At 61.5% G+C, this 24579-nt stretch carries 18 protein-coding genes; 7 read left to right on the top strand and 11 right to left on the bottom strand.

All coding sequences use genetic code 11. The annotated features are described in order from the left end of the window. Nucleotides 1–10: 10 nt before the first annotated feature. Nucleotides 11–1282 (bottom strand): S1 family peptidase, encoded by a 1272-nt coding sequence (locus NZ746_05895; GenBank protein MCS6816896.1) that lies wholly within the window; start codon nucleotides 1280–1282, stop codon nucleotides 11–13. 383 nt (nucleotides 1283–1665) lie between these two features. Between NZ746_05895 and NZ746_05900 the strand changes: the two genes are divergently transcribed. The 3 genes from NZ746_05900 to NZ746_05910 are packed head-to-tail and all read left to right on the top strand — an operon-like array spanning nucleotide 1666 to nucleotide 6181. Further along, nucleotides 1666–3384: an amidohydrolase family protein gene (locus NZ746_05900; protein MCS6816897.1), complete on the top strand. Its 1719-nt coding sequence runs from the start codon at nucleotides 1666–1668 to the stop codon at nucleotides 3382–3384. Beyond that, a complete protein-coding gene (locus tag NZ746_05905) occupies nucleotides 3381–4844 on the top strand; it encodes an amidohydrolase (protein ID MCS6816898.1) in 1464 nt (487 codons plus the stop codon). Before NZ746_05900 ends, NZ746_05905 begins: the two co-directional genes overlap by 4 nt. After that, nucleotides 4841–6181 carry an amidohydrolase family protein gene (locus NZ746_05910; protein ID MCS6816899.1) on the top strand — a complete coding sequence of 447 codons (1341 nt, stop codon included), beginning with the start codon at nucleotides 4841–4843 and terminating at the stop codon, nucleotides 6179–6181. Before NZ746_05905 ends, NZ746_05910 begins: the two co-directional genes overlap by 4 nt. Before the next feature lie 30 nt (nucleotides 6182–6211). On the opposite strand, the gene NZ746_05915 is transcribed toward NZ746_05910, so the two are convergent. Continuing rightward, nucleotides 6212–6538: a carboxymuconolactone decarboxylase family protein gene (locus NZ746_05915; GenBank protein MCS6816900.1), complete on the bottom strand. Its 327-nt coding sequence runs from the start codon at nucleotides 6536–6538 to the stop codon at nucleotides 6212–6214. Nucleotides 6539–6738: 200 nt separating this feature from the next. Between NZ746_05915 and NZ746_05920 the strand changes: the two genes are divergently transcribed. Beyond that, nucleotides 6739–8436: a D-aminoacylase gene (locus NZ746_05920; protein ID MCS6816901.1), complete on the top strand. Its 1698-nt coding sequence runs from the start codon at nucleotides 6739–6741 to the stop codon at nucleotides 8434–8436. 242 nt (nucleotides 8437–8678) lie between these two features. Here the strand turns inward: NZ746_05920 and argF are convergent, their stop codons facing one another. From argF to NZ746_05940, 4 genes are read right to left on the bottom strand one after another with little or no spacing between them, the layout of a single operon-like run. Then, nucleotides 8679–9605, bottom strand: a complete 927-nt coding sequence (gene argF / locus NZ746_05925) for an ornithine carbamoyltransferase (protein MCS6816902.1) — start codon at nucleotides 9603–9605, stop codon at nucleotides 8679–8681. Nucleotides 9606–9618: 13 nt separating this feature from the next. Then, nucleotides 9619–10560: a carbamate kinase gene (gene arcC, locus NZ746_05930; GenBank protein MCS6816903.1), complete on the bottom strand. Its 942-nt coding sequence runs from the start codon at nucleotides 10558–10560 to the stop codon at nucleotides 9619–9621. Next, the gene (locus NZ746_05935) at nucleotides 10560–11888 is read right to left on the bottom strand and encodes a cyclic 2,3-diphosphoglycerate synthase (protein ID MCS6816904.1); all 1329 of its coding nucleotides are present in this window, start codon (nucleotides 11886–11888) and stop codon (nucleotides 10560–10562) included. Before NZ746_05935 ends, arcC begins: the two co-directional genes overlap by 1 nt. 44 nt (nucleotides 11889–11932) lie before the next feature. After that, nucleotides 11933–13246: a sugar phosphate nucleotidyltransferase gene (locus tag NZ746_05940; protein MCS6816905.1), complete on the bottom strand. Its 1314-nt coding sequence runs from the start codon at nucleotides 13244–13246 to the stop codon at nucleotides 11933–11935. A gap of 197 nt (nucleotides 13247–13443) precedes the next feature. Between NZ746_05940 and NZ746_05945 the strand changes: the two genes are divergently transcribed. Genes NZ746_05945 through NZ746_05955 form a run of 3 tightly spaced genes read left to right on the top strand, consistent with a single transcriptional unit; the run spans nucleotide 13444 to nucleotide 16419 of the window. Beyond that, the gene (locus NZ746_05945) at nucleotides 13444–14670 is read left to right on the top strand and encodes a cytochrome-c peroxidase (protein ID MCS6816906.1); all 1227 of its coding nucleotides are present in this window, start codon (nucleotides 13444–13446) and stop codon (nucleotides 14668–14670) included. A gap of 5 nt (nucleotides 14671–14675) precedes the next feature. Beyond that, entirely contained in the window at nucleotides 14676–15800 is a 1125-nt protein-coding gene (locus tag NZ746_05950) for a metallophosphoesterase (protein ID MCS6816907.1), read from the top strand. A 13-nt stretch (nucleotides 15801–15813) separates the two neighbouring features. Then, a complete protein-coding gene (locus NZ746_05955) occupies nucleotides 15814–16419 on the top strand; it encodes a hypothetical protein (protein MCS6816908.1) in 606 nt (201 codons plus the stop codon). Between the two features lie 314 nt (nucleotides 16420–16733). Here the strand turns inward: NZ746_05955 and NZ746_05960 are convergent, their stop codons facing one another. From NZ746_05960 to NZ746_05980, 5 genes are all read right to left on the bottom strand, one after another. Then, nucleotides 16734–17702, bottom strand: coding sequence for a methylenetetrahydrofolate reductase (locus tag NZ746_05960; GenBank protein MCS6816909.1), 969 nt, complete (start codon nucleotides 17700–17702; stop codon nucleotides 16734–16736). A 52-nt stretch (nucleotides 17703–17754) separates the two neighbouring features. Beyond that, nucleotides 17755–18237, bottom strand: a complete 483-nt coding sequence (gene tsaE, locus NZ746_05965) for a tRNA (adenosine(37)-N6)-threonylcarbamoyltransferase complex ATPase subunit type 1 TsaE (GenBank protein MCS6816910.1) — start codon at nucleotides 18235–18237, stop codon at nucleotides 17755–17757. Next, entirely contained in the window at nucleotides 18197–19831 is a 1635-nt protein-coding gene (locus tag NZ746_05970) for an NAD(P)H-hydrate dehydratase (GenBank protein MCS6816911.1), read from the bottom strand. Before NZ746_05970 ends, tsaE begins: the two co-directional genes overlap by 41 nt. A gap of 456 nt (nucleotides 19832–20287) precedes the next feature. Further along, nucleotides 20288–23860: a DVUA0089 family protein gene (locus tag NZ746_05975; protein ID MCS6816912.1), complete on the bottom strand. Its 3573-nt coding sequence runs from the start codon at nucleotides 23858–23860 to the stop codon at nucleotides 20288–20290. A gap of 19 nt (nucleotides 23861–23879) precedes the next feature. After that, complete coding sequence (locus NZ746_05980) at nucleotides 23880–24455, bottom strand: hypothetical protein (GenBank protein ID MCS6816913.1); 576 nt, start codon at nucleotides 24453–24455, stop codon at nucleotides 23880–23882. Nucleotides 24456–24579 lie beyond the last annotated feature (124 nt).

Raw genomic sequence — 24579 nt, forward strand, 5'->3', positions numbered from 1 at the left:
AAGGTCTCGTTCAGCAACTTCCGTTGGCGCACGTCGTCAATGGGCCGAGTTCATCGCTGCGTTGGATATTCCCAATCGGGCTGTAGACGAAGCTCGTGCCGGAGGAATTGCCTCCCCAGAGCAACCCGTAGAGCGTGACGCTCCCGTTGTTCGTGATTTTGAAGACGGGGGAGCCGCTATCCCCTGGGGCCACCGTCGCCTGGACGAAGTCTTGGCAAAGCAACACGATCCGCGTACCGGTGACGCTTACGTTCACGCACGTCTGTGTGATCGGACCTTGGGACCATCCCGTCGTGCGCCCGACCTTATTGAGGACTTCTCCGGAGATGCGTCGCGTAGCTTCCGCTGTAATTTGAAAGCTGCCCGTGATCGTGAGCGAGTCCAAACTCTCGGTTCGAGCCAAATAGCCGAGACTGGCCGTGACGCCAACGGCGAATTGAGCGAAGGCGCTATCGCTGTAGCGGCAGAGTCGTCCGCTTGGGCAGCTCAGCCGCCGGGTGTACAGTGGATCAGCGATCTCTGTGCCGATGAACGTGTCCGTCGCCTCAAGCGGTTGCCAATACGGAGTGTTTTCCACACCACCTTGCACGCTCGTGCAATGCGAGTTCGTGACAAATCCTGCGACGCCCGAGCGCACGGCGTTGAATCCCAAGGTGCAGAGATACCCCGGGAAATTGATCTGCAGTCCTCCGACCAAAGGCCGTACCTTATCCCGCAGCGTCGTCATGGGGAGAATGGGGGCGACTTCTTCCACGAGGATGGCCTCGCGGGGAATGCCAAGGGATATGAGCGTCTCGATGACTGCGTCGGCCGCCGCTTCGTCCTCTACGCCGATCCGCACCCGATTCCGCGCTTCATCAATGTCGGTCAACGTCACCCCTTCGAGCTCGAAGATTTTTGGGGAGAGTTGATCATGCCACTCCTTGAGTTGTCGAAAGTCGTACTGGCCAGGCAGAATGCGCATAGCTCCGGCGTGAAGTCGGGGCTCCTCCCAATCGAGCACGCGGGCGATCGCCGCACCGATCTCTCGAACTGAGAGCGTCGTGAGCTCGCCCTTGACCAAATACACGGCGATCTGTCCATTCTCGTCGAGGAATAGCCCACCGAACCCTGGTATCTGTTCGGCGAGGCGAACCAGACGATCGTCAAGCGTCTCTTCCAGCGGGTTCACTTGCGGCATTCGGGACGTGAGCGTCGCACTCCAAGCGCCGAAGCCCGAGGCGAGGACCAACCCGAGAAGGACGCTTAGGACCAGGGCGAAACGTTTCGATGCTCGTGCCATCATCCTTTCTCCGCTCGTCTTGTCCCCCGCCATGCTGGCGGATCAAACGACCGGCCCGTACTCTATCTCTTTCCTTGCTCGAAGTCAAGAGGAACCGCGCGAGGAGGACAAGATCGCGGTTCTTCAGAATAGCTCCGGCCATCACTCACATGTGACGCGACGAGGAGCGTGGGGAAATGCTCTTTCATGGCCTCATGGAGCTGTCCTGCCAGTTCTCTGCTTTGGAGGGCCCGTACCTCCTCCGCAGGAGGGATCTCGCACTCCGCTTCGATCGGCGATTCCCTGCGAATGAGGGCTCGTGCGCCGTTGGTATTGCCAACGGGAGCGTCTTCTTGATAAATTTCGGGCGCATGATCTGGGCAGACTGCTTCGAAGGAGGAGCTATGAGGTGGGGCACCAACCAACGGAGGAAGCGGTTTCGTTCGTGGCAGGAGCGCATCAGTAGTATCCTGGGGATCGCGCTTCTGCTTGGCAGCGTAGGGAAGAGCAGCTTCGGTCAAACGCCTTCAGTCTACGCCATCAAGGACGCGCGCATCGTCACGGTGACGGGCCCGGTGATCTCTAAGGGCACAGTCGTCTTTCGCGATGGGATCATCACGGCGGTCGGCGAGAATGTTCCGATCCCGCCTGAAGCGCGCGTGATCGAAGGCAGTGGCTTGACCGTGTATCCTGGCTTGTTTGACACGCAGACGGATCTCGGCCTGCCCTCGGCATCTCAAGCGCCTGGAGCGCGGCCAGGAGCGGCGCCGACCCAACCGGCTCAGGCTCAAGCGCAAGCTCAGCAACCGGCGATCCCTCACACGCAACCGGAGTGGTCGGCTGCGCGACACCTTCAACTGGGTGGGCAGCGCTTTGAGAGCGTGCGCAGCGCGGGCATCACGACCGCGCTCGTTATCCCGCCGAGGGGAATCTTCATTGGCCAGAGCGCATTGATCAACATGGCGGGCGAGACGCCGCAACGCGCCGTTGTGAAATCGCCCGTCGCCCTGCACATTGGGTTCACGCCAATGGGAGGCGGATTAGGGGGGCGATTCCCCGGCTCCCTCATGGGCGTGTTCGCGCACATTCGCCAGACATTGCTCGATGCGCAGCATTATGGGCAGCACTGGGAGGCCTATCGGCGAAATCCTCGTGGATTAGAACGACCCGAATACAACGAGGTGTTGGAAGCCTTACAACCGGTTGTGCGCGGTGAGCTGCCTGTCGTCTTCCACGTCAATTCGGAGTCGGAGATTCGGCGGGCCATTCGTCTGGCGGAAGAGTTCAATCTGAAGTTCATCCTGAGCGGGGCGATCGAGGCCTACAAGGCTGTGGATGTGCTCCGCGAGAAGCGCGTGCCGCTTCTGGTGAGCGTGAATTTCCCCGAGCGACCGCGCGATGCCGATCCGGAAGCGGATGAACCGTTGCGCGTTCTTCGATTGCGGGCGGAAGCGCCTCAGAACGCTGCGCGATTGCATCGGGCCGGGTTGAAGTTCGCGTTCCATTCGGGAGGTCTGTCGAATCCCAGAGACTACATTCGGAACGTCGCACGGGCTGTTCAAGCGGGGCTTCCTGAGGAGGTCGCGCTTCGCGCTCTGACCATTCATGCGGCGGAGATTTTGGGAGTGGGCGAACAATTAGGGAGCATCGAAGTCGGCAAGATCGCCAATCTCATCGTCACCGACGGGAACCTCTTCGAGGAGCGCACGCGGATCCGGTATCTGTTCATTGACGGACGTCAGATTGAGCTGAGGACGCCGGAGCCCGAACGGCCTTCGGCACCGCCCTCGCCGCCTGTCACGGTGACGGGGACGTGGAATCTCACGGTCGAATCGCCACAGGGAGCGGTCGCCATCACGGCGGACCTCCGGCATGAGGGAGAGACGATCTCTGGCGCGGTGACCAGCCCGTTCGGACAATCCACGATCTCCAGCGGGTCGGTCTCCGGAAATGAAGTGCGCTTCACGCTCTCGGTGGAGATCCAAGGAACACCCATGCTGGTCACGTTCGCCGGTCGCGTCGAAGGCGATCGCATGAGTGGAACGGTGACGGTCGAAGGCATGGGATCATTCCCCTTCTCGGGGACACGGCCGAGACTCTCATCAGGAGGTCAGCAGCCATGAGAGACGCACGAGCATTCGCCGCACGAATGTGGGGTCTTGCTGTGAGCGCGTGTCTGCTCGGAGCTTCGCTCGGCGGATCGGTTTCCGCCCAGGCTCCTTCAAGCGGCGCGCGCGAGGAGGTGACGCTCATCCGCGGGGGGACGATCTTGACCGTGACGCGCGGACGGATCGAGAACGGTTCGATCCTCATTCGCGGAGGGAAGATCGCGGCCGTTGGCCGAAACATTGACGCGCCGCCGGGAGCGAAGGTCATTGATGCTACGGGCAAATACATCATGCCCGGCATCATTGATTGCCATTCGCACATCGCCATAGATGGAGGGGTGAACGAGGGCACCCTCTCGGTCACCTCGATGGTGCGCATCGAGGATGTGCTCGATCCGACCGATATCAACATCTATCGCGACTTGGCCGGAGGGGTGACGACGGCCAATATCCTGCACGGGAGCGCGAACGCCATCGGCGGGTTGAACGCGGTGATCAAGCTTCGCTGGGGGAAGACGGCGTCGGAGATGCTGTTTGAAGGGGCGATGCCGGGCATCAAGTTCGCGCTCGGGGAGAATCCGAAGCGCTCGAATTTCACGCCGCCGCCGGGAACGCCGCGCCGCTATCCGGCCACGCGCCTGGGGGTCGAGTACACGATCCGCGAGGCGTTCACGCAAGCGCGGAACTACATGCTCCAGTGGGAAGAGTACGAACGCCGCAAGCGAGCTGGCGAGAACGTCGTTCCCCCGCGTCGGGATTTGAAGTTGGAGCCGCTCGTCGAGATCCTGCAGGGAAAGCGCTTGGTGCATGCGCACGCCTATCGCGCCGATGAGATCCTCATGCTCATTCGCCTGGCCGAGGAGTTCGGCTTCAAGATCGCCACGTTCCAACACGTGCTGGAAGGATACAAGGTCGCCCGAGAGCTTGCCGCTCACGGCGCGGGCGCCTCGACATTCTCCGACTGGTGGGCGTACAAGGTCGAAGCCTATGACGCCATCCCGTACAATGGGGCGCTCATGGCCCGCAAGGGCGTCCTCGTCTCCTTCAATTCCGACAGCGCCGAATTGGCCCGCCGCTTGAACTTGGAAGCGGCCAAGGCCATGAAATATGGCGGCCTGAGCGAGGACGAGGCCTTGGCGCTCATCACGATCAATCCGGCCAAGCAACTGCGCATTGATCATCGCGTCGGCTCGATCGAAGTCGGCAAAGATGCAGATCTGGTGATCTACAGCGGACATCCGCTCAGCGTCTATTCGATCGTCGAGAAGGTGTTCATTGACGGTCAGCTCTACTTCGATCGCGAGGCCGATTTGGCTCGACGCGCGGAGATCCAGAAGGAGAAGGAAGCGCTCCGGGCTCGCGAGCGTGGCGCGGAACGTCGTCCGGGGCCGCGCAATCGTCCGCCCGATGAGGGCACTGAAGGAAACGCGGAGCATCCGCTACCGCCCGGACCGGGCAAGGAGGTGCGGCCATGAGGAAGAGAGCGTTTGTGCTCATCGTGGCTTTTGGGCTTTGGCCCGTGCTCTCACTTTCGAGCGCGCGGGCGCAGCGCGGAGAGATCTATGCCATCACGAACGCGCGCATCGTGCCGATCACTGGGCCGGTGATCGAACGCGGCACCGTTGTGATTCGGGACGGGAAGATCGCCGCCGTCGGTCGGAACGTCTCCATTCCGGCGGGCGCGCGCGTCATCAATGCGCAAGGGATGTGGGTCTATCCCGGCTTCATTGATTCGGGGACGACCATCGGATTGACCGAGATCGGTCAGGTCCCGGCGACCGTGGACGTCAACGAGATCGGGGATTTCAATCCGCAGCTGAAGGCGATCGTGGCCGTCAATCCGGCGAGCGAGCTTATTCCAGTAGCGCGCGTCAATGGCATCACGACGGTGCTCACGACTCCGCGGGGAGGCATTCTCTCGGGGCAGGCCGCGCTCATCAACCTGGATGGCTGGACGTGGGAGGAGATGCTCGTCAAGGCTCCCATTGGCATCTACTTCAACTTCCCCACGATCGCCGCGGGCCGCTTCTTCGATCCGGAGACGTTCCAGCCGCGCGAGCGCAGCTTCGAGGAAGCTCGACGGCAACGCGAGGAGCGATTGCAGCGCGTGCGACGGCTTCTGGATGACGCGCGCGCCTATGCGAAGGCGAAGCGCGCCGCCGAAGCTGGCGTGCCTGAAGGGAATGCCGCGAATGCTCGGGATCGGCAGCCCTTCCTGATCAATCCCGTCCTCGAGGCCCTGGTGCCGGTGGTCGAGGGGACACTGCCGCTGATCGTCGCCGCCAACGATGATCGGGACATCAAGGCCGCCGTCGAGTTCGCCGAGGAGCAGAAGGTCAAGATCATCATCAGTGGTGGGCTCGAGGCTCCGAAAGTCGCGCGACTTCTCAAGGAGAAGAACATCCCCGTGCTGCTCGGTCCTGTGCTGAGCCTTCCGCGGAACGAGGACGATCCCTATGACAGCACATTCACGGCCGCTAAGCAATTGTATGAGGCGGGAGTGAAGTTCGCTTTCCTGACCAACGACGCCTCGAACGTGAGGAATCTCCCCTATCATGCGGCGATGGCCGTAGCCTTCGGCTTGCCTCGCGATGAGGCGTTGCGCGCGTTGACGATCTCTCCGGCTGAGATCTTCGGAGTCGCCGATCGGCTGGGGAGCATCGAGGTGGGCAAAATGGCCAACCTCGTCGTCTGGGACGGCGATCCGCTCGAAATTCGCTCGCAGGTGCGCTATCTCTTCATCAACGGTCGGCTCGTGTCGCTGGAGACCAGGCACACGCAGCTCTACGAGCGCTATCGGAATCGGCCCTGATCGGGCGTGGGGGCGCAACGAGCAGCGCCCCTACGCCTGTTCCTTCGGCAGCACGTCCATGATCCAGGTGATCGCGGCGAAGGCGCCGGACCAGCCAATCGTTGTGATGGCGAGCAAGCCGACGTGAATCAGCTCTTCCGGAGTGATCCCGGCCTTCAAAGCGCGGCGCGCGTGCGAGTGAACCGCGCCCTCGCGACCGGCGCCAATCGCGATAGCCAGCTTCACCAAGCGCTGCGTTCGCTCATCGAGGGGGCCAGCTTGCGTGGTCGCCTCCCCCAGTCGGTTGTATGCCTCCCAGACTTGCGGATATTTCGCCGCGAACTCTCGCAAGACATCTGGCAATTCCGTATTCGCCATAGCTCCCTCCTCCGAATTCCCAATTGTGAGCGCTCAATTGAATGAGTCAAGCGCGCCATGCCGTCTCTCGCGGGAAAGTTCGCTTCACCAGCTCTCGGCGAGACGCTCGGTAGCTAGCGGTCGGGAAGGGATGTCCCTAGACAGGAGGGACGGGTCTTTGCTATTTTCCCGCTGCGCGTGATCGCTCAATGAGGAGGGGGATGATGAAGCCGATCGCTGCCCTAGTGATGCTTCTTGCTTCGCTATCGGTCTGGCCGGTTCGCGGGCAAACGCCCTTGTATGATGTGCTCATTCGCGGAGGACGCATCGTGGATGGGACGGGGAATCCGTGGTTTTCGGCTGACGTGGCCATCAAAGATGGGCGGATTGTGGCCATCGGGCGACTGGAGGGGGCGACGGCCACGCGCATCATCGATGCGCGCGGACTCTACGTCGTTCCGGGGTTCATTGACCTCCATTCGCATGCGGACGAAGGGTTGGGCTCACCGCGCACCAATGTGAACCCGAACATGCTCATGCAGGGGGTGACGACGGTCGTCGTCAATCAGGATGGGCGCTCGCCATGGCCGATCGCTGAACAGAAGGCTCTCTATGAGCGACAGGGGATCGGAACGAATGTCGTGCTCCTGGTCGGGCATGGAACCTTGCGCAGCCGCGTCATGGGAGAGGACATTCGGCGGCCGGCGACGCGCGAAGAGATCGAGCGGATGAAGGCGCTCCTCAAGCAAGGACTGGAGGAAGGCGCTTTCGGTCTGAGCGCTGGGTTGGAGTATGTGCCCGGTCGCTGGAGCACGACCGAAGAGTTGATCGAGTTGGCGAAGGTCGTCGCGGCTTATGGCGGATTCTACATCGCTCATCAGCGGAGCGAAGGGCGCGATCCCTTGTGGAAGAATGCTTCCGATGAGACGCCGTCGGTGGATCTGCTGCAAGCGGTGCAGGAGACGATCGAAATCAGCGCGAAGACGGGCGTCGTCGCCGTCGCCTCGCACTTGAAGGCGAAGGGAGCTTCGTATTGGGGGAGCAGCTATGCCGCCGTGCGGTTGATCGCCGAAGCACGGGAGCGAGGCCTGCCGGTCTACGCCGATCAATACCCCTACGATACGACGGGGACAGATGGGCAAACGGTGCTCATCCCCTTGTGGGCCCTCGCTGAAGAGGGCGTCGAAGTCGGTGGGCAATTGGGACAACTCGTGCGCGGACGAGCCGAACCGTTCGCGCGGATGAAAGAAAATCTGCGACGGCGATTGAACGATCCGAAGCAGCGGGAGAAGATCCGTCGGGACATCGTCCATGAGATCGATCGGCGCGGCGGGCCGGAGCGCATCATCATCTACGAGTTCCCGGATCCGGAGCTGATTGGGAAATCGCTCGGCGAGGTCGCGCGTCGGCGCGGCGAGGATCCAGTGGACACGGCGCTGTGGCTCCAACTGAACGGATTGGATCGTCCCGGGGGAGCGCGCATGCGAGGCTTCTCGCTCTCAGAGCTGGACATCGAGCACATCATGCGGCAGGAGTTCACGGCGACCTGCAGCGATGCCGGCACTGTGGCTTTCGGCGAGGGAATCCCACATCCACGCTACTACGGCGCTTTCCCTCGTAAGATTCGGCGCTACGTCTTCGAGCGCGGCGTCATCTCCTTACCCTTCGCCATTCGCTCAATGACATCGCTGCCGGCACAAATCATCGGCCTGCGCGACCGTGGCCTCTTGCGCGAAGGCTATTGGGCGGACATCACCATCTTCGATCCCGAGAAGATCGCCGACCGCGCGACGTACACGAATCCGCATCAGTACGCCGAAGGGATCCTCTACGTGCTGGTCAATGGCGAATTCGCGGTTGATGGGGGGAAGCTCACGGGGAAACTGGCGGGCCGAGTCCTGACGCCCCCGCGACGCTGATCGCGTGCGAATTCGTCGAAGGAATCGCGGGCTCAAAGTGCGCGCATCATAAGGTCTGAATTTTCGGCGCGCCTCCAAAGGGGACGACGGTTTGTCCTTCGTTTGAACGGCTCGCTCACGAAGAGCGTGAGGAGATACCTGATTGAAGGTCCGAATCCGCATCCACGTTATGAGCGAGCACCAACGATGAGGGAGGCACAAGGTCTATTCCGCGTGAAGCCGCCTCGCGCTCCTGACCGCCATCATCCGAGCAAGCGGAGCAAGATGGCCTTTTGAATGTGGAGGCGGTTCTCCGCTTGATCGAAGACGATGCTCTGCGGTCCGTCAATGACCTCGTCGGTCATCTCGGCCCCGCGCTCGGCCGGAAGGCAATGCATGAAGAGCGCGTCGGGGCGAGCCTGCCGCATGAGGTCCGTCGTCACTTGAAAAGATCGGAGACGTCGCTCGCGTTCGGCGCGCTGTTCGGGCGGAATGTGGTAGCTCATCCACGTGTCCGTGTAGACGATGTCGGCCGAGGCGACCGCTGCAGATGCATTGTGCACGATCTCAATCGCAGCTCCTGTCTCGCGGGCCATCGCCCGAGCCCGTTGGAGAACGGTCGCATCCGGCTCGTACTCTTGACCCTCGGGGCAACCCACGCTCACGTGCATTCCCACAGCCGCGCCACCGAGAAGCAACGAATGCGTCACGTTATTGTGCCCATCGCCCACATAGGCGAGCTTCACGCCCTGAAGTCGGCCTTTCTTCTCCCGGATGGTCATCAAATCGCCAAGCACCTGGCAGGGATGCTCGTGATCGGTCAGACCGTTGATGACGGGCACGCTCGCGTGCGCGGCCAGCTCTTCCAGATCCGCTTGCCGGAAGAGTCGCGCCATGATCGCGTCCACGTAACGCGAGGCCGTGCGCGCCGTATCGGCGATGCTCTCTTTCCCTTTCCCCAGCGGCGACGCGCCGAGGTCGTAGTAGATCGCGTGCCCGCCCATTTGCAGCATGGCGACCTCGAACGACAGCCGCGTGCGCAACGACGGCTTCTCGAAGAGCATGAGCAACACGCGCCCTTCAAGCGCGCGCGCAACGCGAGCGGGATCGCGTTTGATTTGCACGGCATGTTCAATTGTCTCCTCGATCCATTCGCGTGGCCAATCGGCGAGGGAAAGGAGATGCTTCATCGCTGGCCTCCTCTCAATCGGGATAAATGTGTGTGCCCGTGTGACCGCGAAAAGCCGCGAGCACGACATCCGGTCGCGTGATGATGACCTCGCGCCCACCGCGCTCGAGAAACGCGATGGCGGCTTCGATCTTCGGCCCCATGCTTCCGGGAGCGAAATGCCCTTCGGCCAGGTACCGTCGCGCTTCGTCAAGCGTCATCCGCTCGATGTCCTGCTCCTGAGGCGTGCCGAAGTAGAGTTTCACCTTCTCGACGGCCGTGAGATCGAGCAACCGGTCAGCTTTCAGAGCCGTCGCCAGAAGACTCGACGCCAGGTCCTTATCCACAACGGCTTCGATGCCCACGAGCGTCCCATCCTCAGCGAGCGCGACGGGAATGCCTCCGCCGCCAGCGACGATGACGATCACGCCGCTCTCGAAAAGCTGAAGGATCACCTCCTGCTCGACCAGGCGAAGCGGCAGCGGCGACGGGACGACGCGCCGATAGCCTCGATGCGCGTCTTCCATGAGCGTGTATCCCTTGCGTCGCAACTCGTCGGCTTGCGCTGCCGTGTAGAACGGGCCGATGGGTTTGGTCGGCGAATGCAGGCGTGGATCATGGCGATCTACGACGACCTGCGTGAGAACGGTCACCACCGAACGAGCGATGCCCCTCCGATGGAGCAGGTTCTGTAAGGTGCGTTGAATGAGATACCCCATCTCGCCTTGCGACTCTGCGACGCAGACGTCGAGCGGCAGATCGTAAGCTTTCCCGCGCGCTTCTTCGACGCGAATGACGATATTGCCGACCTGTGGGCCGTTGCCGTGCGTGAGCGCGATCCGATGTCCTTCGCGGATCAATTCCACCACGCCGCCGAGCGATTCTTCCAAATTGGCGAGCTGCTCGGGGATCGTCCCGGCTTGCCCCGGTTTGATCAAAGCGTTGCCGCCAAGGGCGATGACGAGTCGTTCGCTCATCAAGCGTTCATCCTCGCGAGGAAGTCTCGAAGGACATCGCCGAGCGTCGGTGGGCCGACTTCTTCCAGCTCATACGCGACGCGACAGGTCGGATGTCGAATCTGCAGGACGCGACGCAAATCCACCGGCGTCGCCACGAGCACGACATCGCAGGGCGTGCGATTGATCGTCTCCTCCAGCTCGCGCATTTGCTCCGCGCCGTAGCCCATCGCCGGGAGCAACGGCCCGATGTGCGGATATTCGGCGAAGGTCTCGCGGATGCTGCCGACGGCGTAGGGACGCGGGTCAATCAGCTCGCGCGCGCCGTACTGTCGAGCGGCGAGCACGCCCGCGCCATAGCTCATCTCACCGTGCGTCAGCGTCGGTCCGTCCTCGACGACGAGCACACGCCGATGGCGAATCGCCTCGGGCGCGTCCACGACGATCGGCAAATTCGCCTCGATGACGAGCGCCTTCGGATTGAACGCGCGAATGTTCTGCCGAACGGCCTCCACATCTTCGGGGCGCGCCGTATTGACCTTGCTGATGATGAGGACATCGGCCCGCAGGAAGTTCACTTCGCCCGGAAAGTACGCCCGCTCGTGTCCGGGCCGATGTGGGTCCACGAGCACGATCTCCAAATCGGGGACGAAGAAGGGGAGATCGTTATTCCCTCCGTCCCAGACCAGGACGTCGGCCTCCGCCTCCGCTTGGCGCAAGATGCGTTCGTAATCCACGCCCGCATAGACGATGACGCCATTGCGCAAATGCGGTTCGTACTCCTCCATCTCTTCGATGGTGCAGTTGTAGCGGCGGAGATCCTCGACCGTCTCGAATCGTTGCACGATCTGCTGGGAGAGATCGCCATAGGGCATGGGATGACGCACGACGACGACGCGGCGACCCATCTCGCGGAGCAGCCGGGCAATTTTGCGACTCGCCGGGCTCTTGCCGCAACCCGTGCGCACGGCGCAGACGGAGATGACGGGCCGCTGCGCTCGCAGCATCGTCGCCCGCGCCCCGAGCAGCCGGAAATCAGCGCCTCGCGCCAGCGCCCGCGCCGCCTCATGCATGACGTGCTCGTGCGAGACATCGCTGTAGGAGAAGACGACCTGATCAATCTCGTACTCTTCGATCAATCGTTCCAGCTCCTCTTCCGGGTAGATGGGGAGGCCTTCGGGATACAGCGCACCAGCTAGCTCCGGCGGATAGCGCCGTCCCTCGATGTTGGGGATCTGCGTCGCCGTGAACGCGATCACTTCATACTGCGGATTGTCGCGAAAGACGACGTTGAAGTTGTGGAAGTCTCGACCGGCCGCTCCCATGATCAACACGCGCGTGCGCTTCATATATTCGCCCTCCTGCAGCCGTCTCATGATCGCCGTATCCTCCGTCAAATCACCTGCCCCTCTGGGATGACGCTATTTTTGGGGACGATCACAATGCCTTCCCGAATGTAGTAATTCGGCCCGTCGGCGTGTTGAAGTCCAGCTTCGTTCACGATGCGCGCGCCAGCACCGATACGCACGTTCCGATCGAGGATCGCGCGGCGAATGACAGCGCCTTCTCCAATGCCGATCGGCGGGAGACCAAGGGCACGATCCCGCTCCTGCTCTTCTGGCGAGGGGAAGTATTCCGCGCCGAAAGCGATCACGCCGTCCAAATGAGCACCTTTCTCCACGCGGCTGCGGAGCCCGAGCATTGAGCGCTCTATCCGCGCGCCCGTCACTAAAGAGCCGTTGGCGATCATGGAGTTCACGATCTCGCTCTCGCGGATCTTGGCCGGGGGAAGATAGCGCGGGCGCGTGCAAAGCGGCGCGTTCGGATCGTAGAAAGAGAGCGGCGGCTCTGCGTCGAGCATCCGCATATGCGCATCGTAGTAGGCGCTGATGGTGCTCATCTCTTCCCAATACCCACGATGCCAATAGGCGTAGACTCGAGATTGAGCGACAGCCAGTGGAAGCAGCTCCAATCCGAAGTCGAAGGGTCCCAAAGCCTGTTCCAAAAGCGACGCGAGTGCCTCTCGCCGAAAAAGGTAAATTCCCGTAGCGATCAAGTACGGCGCGTTCCCATCCGCCATGCGAAATTCTCGCAAAGTATCCTGGCGCGGCTCTTCCTGATACCGAAGGACACGCCAGTCCGATGGCCGAGGAGAATCCACGCGCGCGCCTGCGACCCTCACGACTCCCCGCGTGCGTGCTACCGTTTCATCGGCTGCGACGACGACCAGCGTGAGATCCGCCTCTGTCTCTACGTGGAAGGCGATGACGTCTTGCAAGGCGATCCAGCCAACGCAGTCTCCAGGAAGGATTAGGATATGTCGCGCCGGCCACGGCTCGAAATGTCGCCAGGCGCGGCGGATGGCATCAGTGGGACTGCGATACCATTGTTGGCTCTCCAAGGTTTGCTCAGCCGCGATGACCTCGACGAATTCCACCGATTCGGAGAGCCGCCCGAACCGATACGTCTGCATCACGTGCCGATTGAGCGAAAGCGAGTTGAATTGCGTGAGGACGTAAATGCGCCGCAGCCCGGCATTCAAACATTGGCTGAGGGCTAGATCAATGAGCCGATACTGTCCGATGAAGGGCAATGCGGCTTTCGCCCGCTCCGCCGTCAGAGGGAAAAGGCGCGCTCCTTGTCCAAATCCCAACACGATGGTCAAAACCTGGTGCGCGAGCCCGCGTGTGACCGCCACCCCGTTCATGGCGCCTTTCATTGTAGCGCAGCCGCGCGCTCGGACGCTATGGACATCTCACGCGCTCCGTGAGCGCACGGGGGACCCGGGGAGGATCGCTTCGCACGGTGGGAATAAATTCCCGCTACCGGTGTGTATTCCCCTATGGAAGATTTTCGAGAGAGGATCGAGGCCATAAGGAGGGAAACCGTATGGAGGGAAGAAGGATGAGATGCACGAAGCTGCTCGTCCTGGGACTCATCCTCGTCGGGTTCGGCATTGGGATGGGGGGAACACGCACGAGTGCTCCTAGCCCCCAGAAGTTTCAGATCCAGATCCCCTTGGGGATCCCTGCCGATCTCTGGGAGATGATGATTCCAGCCGATAATCCAATGACCGAAGCCAAGGTCGCCCTCGGTCGCGATCTCTATTTCGATAAGCGGCTTTCCGTAGACAATACCGTCAGCTGCGCGACCTGTCACGACCCGCGCTTCGCGTTCACTGATGGGAAGCCCGTCTCCGAAGGAGTTGGGGGCAAAAAGGGCGCGCGGAATGCGCCGACGGTGCTGAACGCGATGTTCAATGAGGAGCAATTCTGGGATGGACGAGCGAAGACGCTCGAAGAACAAGTCTTGCAACCGCTCATCAATCCCGTCGAGATGGCCATGCCCTCGCATGATGCCGTCGTGGCGAAGGTCCGTGGCATCCCGGAATACGTCCGGCGCTTCCAAGAAGTCTTCGGCGGGCGCAATCCGGTGACCATCGAGAACATCGCCAAGGCGATCGCTGCCTTCGAGCGCACGCTCCTTTCGGGGGATTCGCCCTTTGATCGCTTCATAGCGGGCAATCCGAACGCCATCAGCGAGGCCGCTCGCCGTGGGTGGGAGTTATTCAAGGGGAAAGCTCGCTGCATCACCTGTCATGAGTTCAATCCATCCTCGCCCTTCTTCACCGATTTCAAGTATCACAACATCGGCATCGGCATGAAAGCCACGCAGAATTTCGAACCGCTCGTGCGGCAGATTCAGCAAATGGCCCAGGAGAATCGCCTGACGGCGGAAGCGCTCGATCGGCTCGCGCTCACCGAAGGATTCTCCGAGCTCGGGCGCTTTCTCGTGACCCGTCAGCCGAAAGACTTGGGGGCGTTCAAGACCTCCCCCTTGCGCGACATCGAGCTAACGGCCCCCTACATGCACGATGGGAGTTTGAAGACGCTCCGCGAAGTGATTGATTTCTACGACAGGGGCGGCGAGCCCAATCCGAATCTCGACGGTGGGATCGTGAAGCTCAATCTCACCGAGCAAGAGAAGGCGGATCTAGAGGAGTTCCTGAAAAGTCTGACGAGCGATTGGGTGCGGCGGGTCGCTCGTGGGGAGATCAAGCTGGCCGCCGGACCCACTTCCGAGAATCCGACGCCGAACCTGGCGCGTGGTTCTCGGTCTTCGAGGAGGTGACCGCTATGTGGCCTTTGAAATGGAAGAAACGCGAACAGGAGTATCGTCGGCAGCGTGAAGAATTCTTCGAGGCTGTGAAGCGGCTCAACCGTCGGGACTTCCTGAAAATCGCGAGTCTCTCGGCGGCCGTCTTCACGGCGAAACACGTTGTCCCACCCCATTCGTTCCAAGTCGTGGACGTCGTGCGGGCCGATCCGCAGGAGAAGCCACTCTTCCGCTTCGCTTACATCTCCGATACGCACCTGTATGAGCGGGAGCTGAACGAACGCTTCGTGAATGCGGCCTTGCGCGCCGTGCGCGATGTCAATGCCCTGAATCCGCCTCCGGATTTCGTGATCTTCGGCGGCGATTTGGCGCAGCTCGGGCAGGCGAAAGAGTTGGAGCTGGGGAAGCAGATCCTGAGCGAGCTGAAGGTGCCGGTGAAGATGATGGTCGGCGAGCACGATTGGTTCCTCGACATGGGCGAGAAATGGCGCGAGTTGTTCGGGCCCGAGAATTACTCCTTCGATCATAAGGGCGTGCACTTCATCGTCCTGATGAGCGTGCACGAGAAGGACTTCTGGACCGCGCGAGGGATGACGCCCATGGAGCGCATGCTCACGGTCGCGCAGCTTGATAATCCCCTCCAGAGCCCGTTCGAGGTGGGCGAGGCAGGACGTGAGTGGTTGCGGCGCGATCTGGCAAAAGTCTCCAAGGACACGCCCATCATCATCTTCTCGCACTCGCCACTCTACAAGTACTATCGCCCGTGGAACTTCTGGACCGAGGATGCGGAGGAGATTCACAAGATGCTCGCTCCGTTCAAGTCGGTGACGGTGATCCATGGGCACACGCATCAGTTGCTGACGAATCGGATCCAGAACATCCACTTCCACGGGATGCTCGCGACGGCCTGGCCGTGGCCCTACGCTCCAGAGGGCTTGCCGAAGTTGACCGTGCCGATGAATCGTCCGGATCCTTTCGACGAAGCCGATGGGACAGGATGGGGGACCGTGGACGTGCATCGCGACGGCTACGTGGACAAGCATTACAACCTCTGGAGCCGAAACCCGATCACGGTCGCCAAGGCCTATCTGGAATCGTGGGGGAAGGAGGCGATCCCTCCGGCTCCCGAATTACCACCCTACTAGGGAGGAGGCGGCAATGAGGACGATGAAATTGTTCGTTCTGGTTCTCGGGATCGTTGGACTGGCGCTCGTGGCGACATCGCTTGAACGGCGAACGGTGGGCGCCCAAGAGCCGAAGGCGTCTGGCGGTTCCGATCGCCTCGTCGTGCAGTTGTGCGACGGAGAGACGAAGCTGGAGATCGCTGATGCCCGCGCTGGTGAAGTCCTGCCGCCGGAGAAAGCGCGCGAAGTCGCGCGACGCATGATGGCCGCTTATACCGAACAGCAGGCGAAGCAGGCCTCCAAGTGGACGGCGCGCGATCGCATGATCTGGGAGCGCGAGCTGAAGCGCACCATCGAGGAGGGATATAAGCTCTTCCACGATTGGCGAGCGCTCGGCGGAACCATCGGGATCTCCTGCGATATGTGCCATCCCGACGCGGCGGCGACGCATCCGGAGACCTACCCGAAATTCCAGACGCAGCTCAAGCGCATCGCCACGCTGCGCGATATGATCAACTGGTGCATCGAGAATCCGATGAAGGGGAAGCCCTTGGCGGCTGATGATCCGCGCATGATCGCGCTCGAAGCTTATATCACGAGCACGCGTAAGGGCGTTCCGCTTGAACCGGGGAAACATTGATGAACTCGGGGGGCTCCGCGCGCGTGCGCGTGGAGCCCTTCTTCGTGTGAGCGACCGAGCAAAGCCGCCGACGAACCGCGAGATGAGTCCGAGCGAGGCGAGTGACACGAGCGTGACCGGAGTCCAGGATTAGATCGCTCGCAAGCTCGCGATGCAGAACAGACTTGATCTTCGTAGAGGAACCGCTTTGTTATCCCACGCCGAACGCGAATCGTCCGCTCCGTGGTGCGCTTGACGCCGAAATTCGTTCGCCTGTGGCTGGCGTTCGGTGCTCTGAGGGGGCGATGAAGCGCGAGACGTGGATGTCGGACAGGTTAAGAAAGGCGGCCACGCAATAGGCTGTAATACTCGATTTCCTCGGGGTCCTCGATCTTGTATTTCTCCCAGATCGTGGCATAGCCGCGAACAGCGCGCAAGATCTCAGCGACCGACGCGATGTCCTGCGGGAAGATGAGGTTGAAGTTCACTCCGGGAGCTCCCGCGCGCAGCAGATGCTCGACGATCCCGATAGTGAGCTCTATGCCGAGGCGCACGACTTCTTCCTTGCTCTTGGCCCCATCCAATCGCTCCAAAATCCAGCGAGGAACCGGAATGTGCAAGCTCGTTTGTAAGAAGAGACAGCGACGCACGCTCGTGAGCGGAATCACAGAGGGGAGGATTGGGACCGCGATCCCCTGCGCGAGCGCCGCCTCCACATAGCGGACGTAGTTCGTGGGATCGGTGATGATGTTGGCGATGATGCCATCCGCGCCGGACTCGACCTTTTGTCGTTGATAGGCCATGTGCTTTGAGAGCGCATGCGCGGGATATTCCGGATGTCCGGCGACGAAGATGTCGATCGCGTACCCCTGCTCATCGCGATAGTCCCGAATGAGTCGGACCAATTCGACCGTGGAGAATTTGAAGGCGTCCACTTCGCGCGAACGATGAGGTGTCGGATCGCCGCGAAGGATGAGGACATCGGAGACCGCCTTTCGATTCATCTCATCGGCGCGGCTGTAGACGCTGCGGATCGAGCCTTCATCGCGCGCCGTCAGATGAATGACGATCGGCGTCTCCGGTCTCCAGGCGCGAATCGTCTCCACGACCGAGAGCGGATTCATGCGAAAGCTGCCGCCCGTGCTGTTGGTCACGGCGATGCCCGCGATATCGAAGTCCTTCAGGGCGCGCACCATCTCGTCGGTCTTCACCATGGTCTTGTAATTCGCGGGCGGACTGATTTCGACGGTGAAGGTCTTCTCACCGGCGTCAGCTTTCGCGCGCAGTGTGCTGAGCAATGCCATCGTTCTCCCTCGCCGACTGTTTGTCGGTTATAGCAGAAGCGCCGTGGGGGATTCAAGTATCCGACGGCGCCGAGTGGGGCGCATCACAGCGGATCGTCACTTGGCGTGTCGTCTCGTCCAGCCAAAGGAATTCGACGCGGTAAATAAGGCGTGGCGTTCCCGCCTTTTGTTCGAGCCATTGGATCGGCACTTTCTCTCCCCATTCGATGGCGACCACTGCCGGAGCGGCCAGGATCTCCGCCAAACCTAGATGCTCAATGACCGCGCGTGGATCATCGATGCGATAGAGGTCAATGTGGTAGAAAGGCCATCGCCCATGATGGAGATTGACGAGGGTGAACGAGGGGCTGGTGACCTCGTCGGGATCGATATCCAATCCTGCGGCCAAACCTTTCGCGAAGACCGTCTTCCCCGCGCCCAGCTCTCCGATAAGGAGGAAAACCGCTGGCGTCTGGAGGGAACGCGCGAGGCCTTCAGCCAATGCGCGCGTCTCTTCAGCCGAGTGCGTGAGGAAGACTCCCTGAACGCCGCTCATCTTCTCCTCCCACCTGTGCGAGGGCTTCGCCCAGGTGCGCTGTCACATCTGAAGCGAGCATCGCGCGAGTGCCCACGCGCTGAGCCGCCAGATCGCCCGCCAACCCGTGCAGATATACAGCCGCGAGCACCGCATCCGTGGGATCTTCCCCTCGATCTTGCGCCAAACATCCGGCAAGAATTCCCGTCAGGACGTCGCCCGATCCCGCCGTCGCCAATCCCGCATTTCCCGTGGGATTTACATAGACCTGTCCATTCGGAGCGGCGATGAGCGTCCGATGACCTTTGAGCACGAGCCAAACGTGATGCGCTGTGGCGAACTCGCGCGCGACCGAGACGCGATTCTCCAGGACGTACTGATTCGTGGCTCCGATCAAGCGCGCCATCTCGCCCGGATGTGGCGTCGCGATCACGGGACGCTCTCGCCCGTGAAGCTCCTCGGGCCAAGGTGCCAAGTTGTTGAGGCCATCGGCATCCACGATGATCGGGCACCGCACGCGCGGGAGAAGCTCGCGCACAAAGCGCTGCGTACTCTGATGCGTCGTGAGCCCTGGACCAAGAGCGACCACATCGCGCTCGGCCGCCAAGTCCAACGCGCGAGCCAGCGCGTGCTCAGCGATTGTCCCTTCCGCTGTTTCCTCAAGCGCTTCGGTCATCGCTTCGGCGACCTGCGCGACGATGACCGATTGACTACTTGGTGCAGTAGCGACTGTGACCAATCCCGCTCCTGCAGCGAGCGCCGCGCGCGCCGCCAGACAGGCCGCGCCCGGCTTGCCACGCGATCCCGCGATCAATAGGACATGCCCGTAAGTCCCCTTGTGGCTGAGAGGCTGTCGGCGCGTCCGCTCCAGCCAGCGGCGCACGTCCGAGGCTTCGATCACATTCAGCTTCGCTCCCACCGAATGGATCAATTCATCCGGGGACCCAATGGGCGCGACGACAACTTCCCCAGCATACAAGTACGCGGGTGGAAGCACCAAGGCGGGCTTCGGGGCCGTGAAGGTCACCGTCAGATCAGCGCGCACCGTTGGCCCGATCACATGCTCACGATCGGCGGCTAATCCTGATGGTAGATCAATTGCGATGATGCGCGTCGCGCGCGGGGTCTCGGCGAATCGCGCGAGATCCGCAATGACTTCTCCATAGAGCCCTTCGGCCGGTCGCTCCAGTCCCGTCCCCAAAAGGCCATCCACGAGGAGATCATAGTGCGCCAGTCGCTCTCGAAACGCATGCCATACCGGCTGTCCGACGTCCTCGAAAAAGCGCAATGCGTCCGAGTGCGCGGCCAGATTTCGAACGATCTCAAAATTAACGCGCGCATCTCCCGAAGCATTCTCAACGCGTGCGAAGAGGAGGACGTCCACGCGCGCACGCCGCATCCAAGCTTGACGCGCGAAGGCGGCGCCATCTCCGCCATTGTTCCCTTTGCCGCACAGGACGAGAATATGCCGATCGGCGACTGCTCCGAACCTCTGTTCGAGCGCGCGAAGCGTCTGCGCGGCGGCATTCTCCATCAGGAGGAGGCTCGGAATCCCATACCGCTCCGTCGTCAACCGATCCACCTCGCGCACTTCGGCGGCCGTCAGCACTTTCATAGGCTTCATAAGTGTAGCACGAAGGTGAGGGGTGACGAATCGCGGATCGGCCATTTCGCTCTCCCGATAGGGAAGTCCAGCTCGGGAGAGCGACGACTTCCTCTCAGAGCGCGAAGCCATGCGATAGGGGGCGAGCCAATGAACGGCGCGTGCGCCGCAGCCCTACGGAGATTCGCGTCGCTGCCAAATGTGGCGTTCGATCTCTTCAAGTGGGAGCACTGATTGGGGGTAAGCGCTATGAGAATTGCGGCACATCATCGGTTTTGTGGCGGGCGCGGTCATGCGCCGATAGAGGGCGGGCCATTGTCGGGAGCGGAGCCCTGATGACGTCGCGCCTGCGACGTCACACATCCTCTGCGTATGGGATTCTGCTCGCCGTGAAGACGGGGGAATCTAGGAGCGCTTGCGTCCAGCGGGTCTGAAGAAGCGCTCCCGATTTTCTATGGCGTCGAATTCTCATCGGATGGTGAGAGTGAGCTCATAGGTGAAAGTCGGGCCGCCGCGGCCTTGGGCTTCGGTGAGGCGCACGAAATAGCGTCCGAAAAGGGGCAGGGTGACGAAAGTCAGCGAAGGATCGCGCGTATCTGAGGCGACGCTCTCTGCGAGCTTCACCATCCCGAAGAAAAGCTCGAGCTTGAGCGTCGCTGGAGAAGGAGGCGTGAGCGTCTTCGCTCTGACCGTGATCGTCACCACATCACTGCGCTCGCTGTCGAAGAAGAAAACGTCTGCGTCTCCGGCGGGATTGATCGTCCCCGTGATCGGCGTCTCTGGTGGGAGTTGATTCGCTTGTGCGAATTCATTATTGGGCTCCGTCTCCTGCGGGCGTGCGGCGCCCGTGAGCGTCACCGTAGCTCGGTAGATATAGTTCGGCCCGCCCTTCCCGTCGAAGCTGCGCACGCGGAAGAAATAGCGACCGTCAGCGGGAATCGTGAAGCTGAGCCGCGAATCGGTCGAACCTTCGGCATCATCGTTCTCGGCCAATTGCTGGCCGCGACTGTCAAAGAGCGTGACGACCGTATCCAAAGGCGAAGGCGGCATGAGCGAGCGCGCGTCCAGATCAATGACGAGCTGTTGGCCGCGTCTGGCTTCGAAGGCGAAGAAGTCCACGTCGCCCGCTGGGTTGATCGTCCCGCTTACGGTCACATTCGGCGTGATCGCATTCGCCTGAGTCAGCGAATTATTCGGCTCCGATTCCATCGCCATGCCGGGAGGAGGGGGAGCGGCTCCCGTCAGCGTGACGAGCGCCTCATACGTGTAAGAGGGACCGCCTTTCGGGCTGAAGTTGCGGATGCGCACGAAGTACTGCCCCGAACGGGGGATTTCAAATGTGAGGAGCGAGTCGAGCGCGCCTTCGGCGTCATCGTTCTCCGCGAGCTGTTGCCCGTTGCTATCGAAGAGCGTGACAATGGTATCCGCCTCGGACGGCGGCGTGAGCGAGCGCGCATTGATATCCACCGTCAGGCGCTGACCGGGATTGGCCGTGAATGAGAAGAAGTCCACGTCGCCAGCTGGATCAAGCCTTCCCACGATGAGGACATCGGGCGTGATCGCCTGAGCTTGGGCGAAGGCGTTATTGGGTTCGGATTCGTTCACTCGCGCGGGCGCGCCTCCAGTGAGGGTGACGGAAGCTTCGTAGGTGAAGTCTCGTCCGCCTTTGTTCCCGAAGTCCCGGATGCTGAAGACATAGCGTCCGGCGGCGGTGAACGTGAACTCGAGCAGAGAATCGAGCTGTCCGGGCGCGCGATCATCGTTCTCGGCCAGTTTTCGCCCGCTGCTGTCGAAAAGCGCGACGATCGTATCAGCCGCCGAAGGAGGAGTGAGCCGCTTGGCCGCGACATCAATCCGCACGCGTTGTCCGGCGCTCGCTTGGAAGGCGAAGAAGTCCACGTCGCCCTGAGGATCGAGCACGCCGCGGATCGTTACATTCGGTGTGATCGGATTCGCTTGCGCGACGGAATTATTCGGCTCGGCTTCAGTGAAGCGACCGGGGGGAACGCCGCCCGTGAGGGCCACGCGCACTCGATAGGCGAAGTTCGGCCCGCCACGTTGCGAGAAATCGCGAATGCGAAAGATGTATCGGCCTGCTGCGGGCACGGTGAAGCGTAAGAGCGAATCCCGCGTGTCCGAGGATTCGTCGTCGTTCTCGGCCAATTGTCGCCCGCTGCTGTCGTAGAGCGTGACGACCGTATCAGCCGGAGATTTCGGCGTGAGCGATTGCGCATCCACGTCAATGATCACCTGCTGTCCGGCACTGGCTTCGAAGGCGAAGAAATCCACGTCATTGGCTGGATCCAAGGTGCCCACAATGGTGGTATCGGGGACGATCGAATTCGCCGTCGCGAGCGTGTTGTTCGGCTCCGTCTCGTTCACCATTCCTTCGCTCATCCTCTCAACAGCAGACGTCGCCGATGTGGAGAACGGCGCGCTCGTGCTGCTGAAGCGGAAGGTGAACGCGAGCGTGGCGTCTTGCGGCCGAGGGACCGGCCCCCCAGCGCTCGTGATCGCGATGAGGTAAGTCGTTGCTGCTCTCACGTTCACTGTGAGCTGAGAAGTGGCCAGGAAGCCCCAATCGTCGTTGCAGGCGATCTCCCGGAGCGCGGGGCATGAGCCCGTGTAGACGGCGATGGTCGTATCGTAGCTACTTCCGAGTGTGCTCAGCGTGATCGTCCCGTTGCTCGGAGGGGTGAAGCTATACCATACGCTTTGGCTGCCGCGCCTTCCTCCTGTGCAGGATTGCAGGGGGTCAGTCGCCACCGAGGTCGCCGTCCAGACGTTCACTCGATCCACGAACGATGTGCCAGAGATCGGTGTCGCCGAAGCGCAGTCGTCGTTCGACGGGCGCGCGACCGAAGTGTTCAAGATGATGTCCGCATTCTCGACGACCATCCCGGGGAAGACAGTGATGAGCGCGCGATCGTTCGGATCATCGCGATCAGATTCTCCAGGGCCACTGTAGAATTCGGGGGGCGCCGGCAAAGGGGAAGGGGGATCCAACGGGCCGACACGTGAGGCATCAGTGAAGCGCGGATCAATAGGCTCGATCTCGACCGTATAGGTGCCGGGAGGAAGCCCTCGAAGCTCGTAGTATCCGAACAGATCGGGATCGTCCGAGCCCACGTATCCCAGGCGAAACGATTTGTCCGACTTCGGAACGGTGCCAATGTAGCGGTATCCGGAGATAGTGGAGACAGCCGTCAGTCGCGGATCATCCACTTTCCGCGCGATGACGTTCGCCCCCATGAAGCCATGGCCGTCGGCGTAGCGGATGCGTCCGCGGATCGTCCCGGTCGTCAGCCCGAAGTCGGGCGCGGGATAGAGGTTGGAGATCGCCACTCGATCATCGAGATGCAGCGTGGCCCACTCCTCGACGCGAAATTGCGCGGTGAAGAAGGGAAACATCGTGGGAACCGTGTGATCGTTGGTCGGGTCAGCGTCGAAGACGGCTTCCGAGTTGAGCTGGGAATGATCGAGGCCGAGGAAATGACCGATCTCGTGGGTGAGGAAGCCGCGAAGCCGATCCGGCGTTGTGGCGAAGCGCCCGTTGATGAGGATGACGCCTTGGAGGATTTCAGCATCCGTCATTGTGAGTGGGGCGGCCCACGCTCCCAAACGAGTGCTGCTGCCCCGTCCAAGGAGAGCGTCCATGGCGCTCCCATCGGAATCCAGGATCACTGGGTTCGTGCAGAGGCGTTGCTCGGTGCACTGGCGGATGATCTCGTTCATGAAGGAGAGCACGTTCATGCCGGTCACATCTACGCTCGTGAGGCCGACCATTTGGAATCGAAGGCGCGCTGTAGGGACACTCGCCCAGGTCTCGAAGGCCGCTCTGACGAGCGCTGCGGCATCTGCGTGAGAGAGTGAGCCGAGCGACCCTTGATCGAGCGTGTATGTGATCGGCCGCGTCGGGTTCCAGCGGAACGGCAGACCCCCTCGGGTAAAGGCTATGGGGCCGCCGGCCCAAAGGCGGAAGGAGTGAAAGGGCCCAAGGAGGACCATTGCGCTGAGGATGAGAGCGATTCGACGAGTCATGGCAAAAGGACCTCCATCACTAGCGGGATGCGTTCGCCCCTCGCGCGATGAGTGCGGCGAGCACCTCATACTCGATGGGGCCATGCTCATGGCGACTGACGAGCGCCCGCTCGGCGGACGAGAGTGCCAAGCGGGCGGACGAGTCGTCGAAGAGCCCTCGGTTATCGAAGCCGTTGACAGCCATCCGTCGTTTCGTCTGCGGATCTCGGAAGAGGCGGAATTTCCCAGCCATTCCAGCAACGGGGCTGGTCAGGCCATAACGGCTCTTCGGATAGAGGAAGAGCATGACCTCCTCGCCTTCCCGATAGCTGGGCAAATGAAATGGACGAAAGGTCTTCGAACCGCCGATCTGGAGGAACGTGAACGAATCTCCCTCGAGGCTCCCTTTGAACGCGCGCTCGACGGCGAGCGTGACGCGCGTGATGGTCAGGAAGGGATATTGTGGGTGTGGTTCTTCGCGAACCTTGAGAACACGTCCGACGAGGATCGTGCCCGCGCTCTCGACCAGCTCCGCAAGCGTCGCCGGGGCGTGTTGGGCTCGCGCTGAGGGCGCGAGGCATCCCAGGAGAAGAAGAACGATGAGAGCGCGTCTCATGACCTTTCCTCCCATGCAAAGATTGTCGCGCGTGGCGCGCCGGTGCGTGAAAGTTTCATTTTGCCCACGGATTCGCTTCATCGTAGTGATCATCTCCCCCATTTTCGACCGACATCGTAGACCA

Source organism: Blastocatellia bacterium, from assembly GCA_025055075.1.
Taxonomy (GTDB): domain Bacteria; phylum Acidobacteriota; class Blastocatellia; order HR10; family HR10; genus HR10.

Bases quoted from the DNA above. Each gene is read 5' to 3' on its own strand.
- NZ746_05970 (MCS6816911.1), bottom strand. From the start codon at position 19,831: ATGAAAGTGCTGACGGCCGCCGAAGTGCGCGAGGTGGATCGGTTGACG.
- NZ746_05975 (MCS6816912.1), bottom strand. From the start codon at position 23,860: ATGACTCGTCGAATCGCTCTCATCCTCAGCGCAATGGTCCTCCTTGGG.
- NZ746_05900 (MCS6816897.1), top strand. From the start codon at position 1,666: ATGAGGTGGGGCACCAACCAACGGAGGAAGCGGTTTCGTTCGTGGCAG.
- NZ746_05935 (MCS6816904.1), bottom strand. From the start codon at position 11,888: ATGAAGCGCACGCGCGTGTTGATCATGGGAGCGGCCGGTCGAGACTTC.
- argF (MCS6816902.1), bottom strand. From the start codon at position 9,605: ATGAAGCATCTCCTTTCCCTCGCCGATTGGCCACGCGAATGGATCGAG.
- NZ746_05940 (MCS6816905.1), bottom strand. From the start codon at position 13,246: ATGAACGGGGTGGCGGTCACACGCGGGCTCGCGCACCAGGTTTTGACC.
- NZ746_05980 (MCS6816913.1), bottom strand. From the start codon at position 24,455: ATGAGACGCGCTCTCATCGTTCTTCTTCTCCTGGGATGCCTCGCGCCC.
- NZ746_05910 (MCS6816899.1), top strand. From the start codon at position 4,841: ATGAGGAAGAGAGCGTTTGTGCTCATCGTGGCTTTTGGGCTTTGGCCC.
- NZ746_05945 (MCS6816906.1), top strand. From the start codon at position 13,444: ATGAGATGCACGAAGCTGCTCGTCCTGGGACTCATCCTCGTCGGGTTC.
- NZ746_05920 (MCS6816901.1), top strand. From the start codon at position 6,739: ATGATGAAGCCGATCGCTGCCCTAGTGATGCTTCTTGCTTCGCTATCG.
- NZ746_05955 (MCS6816908.1), top strand. From the start codon at position 15,814: ATGAGGACGATGAAATTGTTCGTTCTGGTTCTCGGGATCGTTGGACTG.
- arcC (MCS6816903.1), bottom strand. From the start codon at position 10,560: ATGAGCGAACGACTCGTCATCGCCCTTGGCGGCAACGCTTTGATCAAA.
- NZ746_05950 (MCS6816907.1), top strand. From the start codon at position 14,676: ATGTGGCCTTTGAAATGGAAGAAACGCGAACAGGAGTATCGTCGGCAG.
- NZ746_05895 (MCS6816896.1), bottom strand. From the start codon at position 1,282: ATGGCACGAGCATCGAAACGTTTCGCCCTGGTCCTAAGCGTCCTTCTC.
- NZ746_05915 (MCS6816900.1), bottom strand. From the start codon at position 6,538: ATGGCGAATACGGAATTGCCAGATGTCTTGCGAGAGTTCGCGGCGAAA.
- NZ746_05905 (MCS6816898.1), top strand. From the start codon at position 3,381: ATGAGAGACGCACGAGCATTCGCCGCACGAATGTGGGGTCTTGCTGTG.
- NZ746_05960 (MCS6816909.1), bottom strand. From the start codon at position 17,702: ATGGCATTGCTCAGCACACTGCGCGCGAAAGCTGACGCCGGTGAGAAG.
- tsaE (MCS6816910.1), bottom strand. From the start codon at position 18,237: ATGAGCGGCGTTCAGGGAGTCTTCCTCACGCACTCGGCTGAAGAGACG.